The following is a 6,823-nucleotide window of genomic DNA, read 5'->3' on the forward strand; positions in this document are numbered from 1 at the left end:
CGCGCCGACGCCACTCGGCCCTCGGCCAGATCGCGCCGGCGGCCTTCGAGGCACGGCACACTCTCACCACCGCGGCCTGAGCCTCAGACCGCAGGAACGAGGTGTCCACGCAAGCGGGTCAACTCCACGGATCAGTCGGCGTTCGGCAGTTCGACCCCAGCTGTCACGCGACCGACCAGTCTCATACCTACGCCGTCGACGTAGTGGAGTCACGCTCCGGCTCCACGCACCAGTTCTCACCAAGTCCTCGACCACCACAAGCTGCCCCGAGGACCCAGTGACGATCCACGAGTCCAAGGTCAGCGACCGCTCGGCCAGGGCCCGGGCAGCGTCGTCCAGCGGCGCCCAGCCGACCGGATCCGCGTCTACATGGACCGCGTCACTGTCGTTGTGGAGCCTTCCCAACCGGACGAGATCGATGATCCGGGCTGCGCGACTGGCGTAGTCGAGCAGGAAGTGATCGACGAGGCGTCCCCGCTCATCCACACATGCGCCCGCCAACCCCGCGGTGACCGTGTCCAGGACCTCCATGAGGTGATCTTGGCAGCCGGTAGCGGTTGGCGACTGGCTGGACGCCTGTCCCGCCGTGACCGGGCAGAGAGCGCGGTGCTCCGGTCGACGCGCTAGTGCCGCGGCTGCGAACCTTCGCCCCGCTTCGGTGACACACCCGCTGGGGTCCTTGGCTTCGGGACTGGTCGGGTCGACCGTTGCTCGCATCTGATCCTGTCTTCCCCGCAGGAGATGCGAGATGGTGCATCGCGTGCAGGTCCGGTCCATCGACAACGACGAGGGCAACAAGCTGTTGCGCATCGTCCGCCGCAGCTCGGGGTCGGTGGTGACCTGGCGAAGAGCCCAGATGGTGCTGCTGTCGGCCCAAGGCATGGACGTGCCGATGATCGCGAAGGTGACGTTCAGCAGCCCCGACCGGGTCCGGGACGTGCTGCACAACTTCAACGCCGACGGCTTCGACTCGCTGAAGCCGCGCTACGCCGGCGGACGGCCACCGAAGTTCACCCTGCCCCAGCGGCAGGAGATCAAGAAGACGTCGCTGGCCCGCCCAACCGATCACGGGCTGCCGTTCTCCACCTGGAGCCTGTCCAAGCTGGCCGACTTCCTGGTTGCTGAGGGGGTGGTCGACGACATCTCCCACGAGGGCCTGCGCACGCTGCTGCGCGAGGAGGGCGTCTCCTTTCCAAGCCGTCAAGACCTGGAAGACCAGCACCGACCCTGACTACGAGGCCAAGAAGAACCGGGTGCTGGAGCTCTACGCCATCGCCGACGGCAAGGCCGCCCCCGGCCCCGGTGACCCGACGGTGGTCATCTGCATGGACGAGTTCGGGCCGCTGAACCTCCAACCCCACCCCGGTAAACAGTGGGCACCGGCCGCGACCGGCAAGGGGAACCAGCACGCCCCGCGGCGCCGCCGCCGGCGGGCGACCTACACCCGCCCGCACGGCGTGCGACACCTGCTGGCCGGCTACGACCTGTCCACCGACAAGCTCTACGGACACGTCAAGACCAGCAAGGGCCGCACCCAGTTCCTGGCCTTCTGCCGATACCTGCGCAGCCTGCAACCCGCCGAGGTGCGAATCGCGATCGTGCTGGACAACTTCAGCCCGCACCTGTCGACCAAGACCGATCGCCGGGTCGGTGAGTGGGCGGCGGCGAACAACGTCGAGCTGGCCTACGTGCCGTTCTACGGCTCCTGGCTCAACCGGATCGAGGCGCAGTTCACCGCGCTGCGCTACTTCGCCCTCGACGGCACCGACCACGACTCCCACCGAGAACAGGCCAGCATGATCCGCCGCTACATCGCCTGGCGGAACCGGCACGTCACCGATCCCAAGCTCCGCAAGGTCATCCGCCGAGCCGAGACCATCAAGCGGGCGAAGGTTGCCTGACTCGGCACTAGGCGAGAAGGCAGGAACTGGCGACCCTTAGATAAAGGACGTTATCTAAGGGTCTGGCGCGAGTCATTCACACTCGGACCGGCCACACATGGGGATGGACCGCGCTAGGCCACCTTTTGACGATCAGGCAGGCTCCGCACTGGTCGACCTATTCGATACACAACCTACCGGCAGACTGACACTGGCCAACTTAGCCATCGATGATGACTCCGTCGATCTTTGGACCCGTCACGTCGATCCCGACGACGCCCTCAGGAGTCTCAACCACAAAGCCGCGCGAAGTGCCGCTCTTAGTGGACATGGTGAGAGCTTGACGGTAGCCAGTGACGTCTTGGATGAGCGCCTCAGGCGGGGGTCCGAGTGCAAGACCAGGATGACGGGATATTGCTTCTGCCGACCCTGCGAAACGGTCGGCCGCCGCCGAGGCGAAGACTGATGACCACACGGTGCAGAGCATCAACGCCTCGGCGATAAGCGGCGCCGGCCGAAGATTCAGAACGGTCACTTCCCAAGATCCCGCGTGATCGTCGCGCTTTGGAAGACACTGCAGAAACTCGACCGCTCTTGCGTCGATTACGCCGAGTCCGTTCCTGACGTCAGTCAATCGAATGTTCCCTTCGGGCGTCGGGGACTCGGTCATGAAGCCGACCCGCAACTGATCATGCTGGCGTACGGCAAGGCCGTGCTTTAGCTTGTTGTTTCCGACATTGGATTCGAGCCCCTCGCTGACGAGCAGTTGCATGGAGCGCCGCACCCACCGCCAGTGCATCTGCACAGCCGCCACCACGTCAGCGGGTGGTTCTGGGGGTAAAGCCCGGACGTCGGCAGTCGGCATGAAAAGGGTGGCGGGAACGACCCCTCGAGCCTCGAACTCGCGAATCGCCTTGACAACGTCAAACGCCTGCGAGGGGCTCCTGGTCAGCGATGCCCAGAAACCTGAATTTGACGAATCAACCTCGATGAGGACAGCGTGGACCAGCCTCACGAGCGACTCGGCAAGGTGGTGGCGGAGAGCGAAGGCGTCCAGCGCCTTCTGCAACTCACGTTCGGGCTCAGTCGGCTGCGTCAGGGGTAGCAAGCGCTCGTCAATCCCATAGCCCACCACCTGCGCAGCGAGCCCTACCCCGTAGTCGATCGGCGTCATCGGACCGCGAAGAAGGTCGTCGATCCGAGCACGCCAGTAGGAAACAGGATTCGACTCAAAGAAGGTCTTATCCAGCAGAGCCGTCTGCTCTGATGTCAAGGTCTCCGAATCGCTAGTCGGATACATTACGAGAGCCCCAAACTCCGATCGACAGCCGCCCTCGACCACACAGGGATTTTCTCCAGGTCCTCACGACTAGTCGAAGCATCGTCCTCGGCCATCTCGGCGCCCGGCATGTCCTCATCAGCTACTGCGGCGGCAACGCTGGCGGACCAGGCAATCCGACAGGGCCCGGCATGGTCACCAGGGGCTCCGCACATCGCCTCGCCCATTAGCTGCTGCAATGCCTCCAGCTGGTGCGGGTAGGCAAGTACATCGATTCGCAGTTGGAAGAGTCGACGCTCATCGGTCGGCACGTCACCAGACTCGCGCAACGCCGCCGGACTGCATAGCCAGCCCTGCACACCCAGGGCGCGGCGGGTGAGGGTGCGCTCGACAGGCCTACAGCGGAGCGCTGCGTCCCGACGCGCAGACGCCGTTCCTCCCTGCCCATGGCGGAGGGCGAGGCCAATACAACATAAAGGAGGTTCTGTTGTATTGGGACTACCCCCGACCGCGGACCGACCAGTCACACCGTGACGACCTCGAGGAGCTCGTCCGCGCCGTGCAGGTCGGCCGCGTTGCGGGTGTAGAGCCGCGCGCCGTGGGCGTGTGCGGTCGCTGCGATCAGCAGGTCCATCGCCCGGGCGCGGGGTCGACGGCCTGCAGCGACGACTGCGGCGGCCAGCTGCCCGTAGCTGGCCGCGACGGCTTCGTCGACCGGCAGGGCGTCGAACCGCCCCTGGAGGACGGACAGCCGTCGCAGCCGCTCGGCTCGCACTGCGGAATCGCTGGTGACCAGCACCCCGAAGTGCAGCTCGGCCAGGGTCGCGGCACTGATGGCCAGCTCACCGGGCAGTGGATCGACATCGCGGGCGATCACGACGCTGGTGTCGAGGACGGCCCTCACCGCGTCGTCCACGGGTCGGCGAGTTCGGAGTCGATGAGCTCGCGGTCCTGCTCCCACGTCGGGTCGGCAGGACCGGCGAACAATTCCTCCACGTCGGCCCACGAGCGCCAGGCGCGCGCGTGGGCAGGGACGAGACGGACGCTCGGACGCCCGGCCACCGTGACGGTCACCTCTTCGCCGGCCTCGACACGCCGGATGAGGTCAGAGGCCTGCTGGCGCAACTCGCGAAGCCCGACAATCGTCATGCCAGCAAGGTAGCACTTGTGCTACCACCTCCGTCCTGAGCGGACCACGGGCCACTCAGGCCCACCTCCGGACAGCGCCGTGACCCGCCGGGCCGTCCTCAGGAGAACAGCGCGCTGTACCCGTTGAGCGCCGGCTGGCCGCCGAGGTGGGCGTAGAGCACGGTGGACGACCGATCGATCTCCCCGCGGCCGACGAGGTCGATCGTCGCCGCCATCGACTTCCCCTCGTAGACCGGGTCGGTGACCATGCCCTCGGTGCGGGCGGCCAGCTCCATCGCGGCGATCGTCGTCTCGTCCGGGATGCCGTAGATGCCGGCGTGGAACCGCTCGTCGAGCTCCACGTCGTCCAGGGTGAGCTCGCGCTGCACCCCGATCGCCGTCGCCGTCCGCTGGGCGATCCGCAGCACCTGATCCCGGGTCTCGGCGGGCTTCGCCGAGGCGTCCACCCCGAGCACCCGGCGCGGCCGGCCGCCCTGCTCCTCCAGCTGGGAGAACCCAGCGACCATGCCGGCCTGGGTCGACCCGGTCACCGAGCAGACGACGACGGTGTCGAAGAAGACGCCGAGCTCCGCCTCCTGCTGCGCCACCTCGTGCGCCCAGTTGGCGAACCCCAGCCCACCGAGCGGGTGGTTCGACGCCCCGGCCGGGATCGGGTACGGCTTCCCGCCGGCGTCGATGATCTCCCGGAGCGCGGTCTCCCAGCTCTCCTTGAACCCGATGCCGAACCCGGCCTTGACCAGCCGGACGTCCGCCCCGGCGAGCCGGGAGATGAGGATGTTGCCGACCTTGTCGTAGACGGCGTCGGGCCAGTCGACCCAGCTCTCCTGCACCAGCACGCACTTCAGCCCGAGGTGCGCAGCGACCGCGGCCACCTGCCGGGTGTGGTTGCTCTGCACCCCGCCGATCGAGACCAGCGTGTCGCAGCCCTGCGCCAGCGCGTCGGCGACCAGGTACTCCAGCTTGCGGGTCTTGTTGCCGCCGTACGCGATGCCGGAGTTCACGTCTTCCCGCTTGGCCCACACCGCCGCGCCGCCCAGGTGGGCGGTCAGCCGGTCCAGCCGGTGCACCGGCGAGGGCCCGAACAGCAGGGAGTGGCGGGGGAAGTCAGCAAGACCCGTCATCGGTCGTCTCCTCCAGTTGGGACAGCAGCGCCGTCCAGATCTCGGTGGTGGTCGCGACGGCGGTGTCGGCGTCGGCTGCCGCGCAGGCGGCGATCAGTCGGTCGTGAAGGGTGACCGAGCCCTCGCCGTGGGCGGCGAAGCGCTGCCGCTCCAGCCGGCGGATCGCCGGGGTGAAACGGTCGACGGTGGCGACCAGCGCTGCGTTCCCACAGCGGGCCAGCAGGACGTCGTGCAACTCGTCGTCGGCGTCCATCGCCGCGTCGACGTCCGCGGCCCGCAGCGCGGCGGCGAACCGCTCGTTGGCCGCCCGCATGGCGGCGACGTCCTCAGCAGTGACCCGGCCGGCGGCCTCGCGCACCGCCAGCTCGTGCATCGCCCGGACGACGACCGCGGCGTCCCGCACCTGCTCGAGCACCAGCGGCGTGACCCGGGTGTGGCTCTGCGGCTTGGCCTCGACCAGCCCCTCGTCGGCCAGCCGGGCCAGCGCCGCGCGCACCGGGGCCACGGACAGGCCGAGCCGGGTGGCGAGGGCGGCGTCCTTGACCACCGCGCCGGGCGGGAGGTCGCCGGCCACGATCGCATCGCGGATCCGGATCAGCGCCTGGTCGCGCAGCAGCACCCGCGGGACAGGGTCGAGGACCACAACTGACATCTGACATGTCAGTGCACCGATCTGTCAAGCGCCGGATCGCTGCGCTCGTCGGCAGTGCGGGCACTGTCCGGCCCGGCGCGCTGCCCCGAGCATTCGACGACATGGACTGGACCACCGCCCCGACCGAGGCCGCCGACCACTTCGCCCGGCGGCTGGCCGTGGAGACCGACGTCTCCGACGTCCACGCCGCCCTGGAGTCCGGCCGGCCGGGCTTCGTGCTGCTGGACAGCCGCAGCGCCGAGTCCTGGGCGCAGAGCCGCGTGCCGGGCGCCATCCACCTGCCCGGCCGGGAGATCGCCGGCCGCGCGGCCGAGCTCGACCCCGCCGTCCCGGTGGTGACCTACTGCTGGGGTCCGGGCTGCAACGGTGCGACCCGCGCGGCCCTGGCGCTGGCCCGGCTCGGCCACCCGGTGCGGGAGATGATCGGCGGCTTCGAGTACTGGGCGCGCGAGGGCCTGCCGGTCGAGACGGCGCAGGGCGTCACACGGCCGGACGTCGACCCGCTGACCGCACCCGCGGGCGCCAGCTGCGGCTGTTGACGAGGACTCAGCTCTGCCCGAGCTCGACGGTCATCGCCACCTCGTAGCGGTCACCGCGGTAGGTCGACAGCGCGTGCTCGACCGGCCGGCGGGCGCTGTAGGAGACCCGGTCGAACACCAGCACCGGGCGGGACGGCGGCAGTCCCAGCAGGACGGCGGACTCCCGGTCGGCCTCCGCCGCCCGCACGGTCTGCTCGGCCCGC

9 protein-coding genes are annotated in these 6,823 nt (G+C 68.7%); 3 read left to right on the plus strand and 6 right to left on the minus strand.

The genetic code is table 11. The features are described 5' to 3' along the window. Positions 1–748: 748 nt before the first annotated feature. Both G5C62_RS27665 and G5C62_RS27670 read left to right on the plus strand, forming a co-directional pair. The gene (locus G5C62_RS27665; protein WP_206330838.1) at positions 749–1,231 is read left to right on the plus strand and encodes a helix-turn-helix domain-containing protein; all 483 of its coding nucleotides are present in this window, start codon (positions 749–751) and stop codon (positions 1,229–1,231) included. 22 nt (positions 1,232–1,253) lie between these two features. Then, the gene (locus G5C62_RS27670; RefSeq protein WP_197058467.1) at positions 1,254–1,901 is read left to right on the plus strand and encodes a transposase; all 648 of its coding nucleotides are present in this window, start codon (positions 1,254–1,256) and stop codon (positions 1,899–1,901) included. 199 nt (positions 1,902–2,100) lie between these two features. On the opposite strand, the gene G5C62_RS24455 is transcribed toward G5C62_RS27670, so the two are convergent. The 5 genes from G5C62_RS24455 to G5C62_RS24475 all read right to left on the minus strand — a co-directional run bounded on the left by G5C62_RS24455 (position 2,101) and on the right by G5C62_RS24475 (position 6,072). After that, positions 2,101–3,222, minus strand: a complete 1,122-nt coding sequence (locus G5C62_RS24455; RefSeq protein ID WP_164703055.1) for a hypothetical protein — start codon at positions 3,220–3,222, stop codon at positions 2,101–2,103. Between the two features lie 460 nt (positions 3,223–3,682). Next, on the minus strand, positions 3,683–4,063 hold the full coding sequence (locus G5C62_RS24460; protein WP_036336022.1) for a PIN domain-containing protein: 381 nt from the start codon (positions 4,061–4,063) through the stop codon (positions 3,683–3,685). Beyond that, positions 4,060–4,308 carry a type II toxin-antitoxin system Phd/YefM family antitoxin gene (locus G5C62_RS24465; RefSeq protein WP_164703056.1) on the minus strand — a complete coding sequence of 83 codons (249 nt, stop codon included), beginning with the start codon at positions 4,306–4,308 and terminating at the stop codon, positions 4,060–4,062. The genes G5C62_RS24460 and G5C62_RS24465 overlap by 4 nt, the downstream gene beginning before the upstream one ends. A 98-nt stretch (positions 4,309–4,406) precedes the next feature. Beyond that, the gene (locus G5C62_RS24470) at positions 4,407–5,429 is read right to left on the minus strand and encodes a 1-aminocyclopropane-1-carboxylate deaminase (protein ID WP_036336007.1); all 1,023 of its coding nucleotides are present in this window, start codon (positions 5,427–5,429) and stop codon (positions 4,407–4,409) included. Beyond that, entirely contained in the window at positions 5,413–6,072 is a 660-nt protein-coding gene (locus G5C62_RS24475; protein ID WP_206330839.1) for a GntR family transcriptional regulator, read from the minus strand. Before G5C62_RS24475 ends, G5C62_RS24470 begins: the two co-directional genes overlap by 17 nt. 110 nt (positions 6,073–6,182) lie before the next feature. Here G5C62_RS24475 and G5C62_RS24480 point away from each other — a divergent pair, with 110 nt between their 5' ends. Then, positions 6,183–6,620: a rhodanese-like domain-containing protein gene (locus G5C62_RS24480; protein WP_164703058.1), complete on the plus strand. Its 438-nt coding sequence runs from the start codon at positions 6,183–6,185 to the stop codon at positions 6,618–6,620. A gap of 7 nt (positions 6,621–6,627) precedes the next feature. Here G5C62_RS24480 and G5C62_RS24485 read toward each other — a convergent pair. Beyond that, on the minus strand, positions 6,628–6,823 hold a 196-nt coding region (locus G5C62_RS24485), incomplete at its 5' end, for a UTRA domain-containing protein (protein ID WP_164703059.1).

The organism is Modestobacter sp. KNN46-3, from assembly GCF_011039295.1.

Excerpts from the sequence above, each read along its gene's own strand:
- G5C62_RS27665 (WP_206330838.1), top strand. The coding sequence starts at position 749 with ATGGTGCATCGCGTGCAGGTCCGGTCCATCGACAACGACGAGGGCAAC.
- G5C62_RS24465 (WP_164703056.1), bottom strand. The coding sequence starts at position 4,308 with ATGACGATTGTCGGGCTTCGCGAGTTGCGCCAGCAGGCCTCTGACCTC.
- G5C62_RS24480 (WP_164703058.1), top strand. The coding sequence starts at position 6,183 with ATGGACTGGACCACCGCCCCGACCGAGGCCGCCGACCACTTCGCCCGG.
- G5C62_RS24470 (WP_036336007.1), bottom strand. The coding sequence starts at position 5,429 with ATGACGGGTCTTGCTGACTTCCCCCGCCACTCCCTGCTGTTCGGGCCC.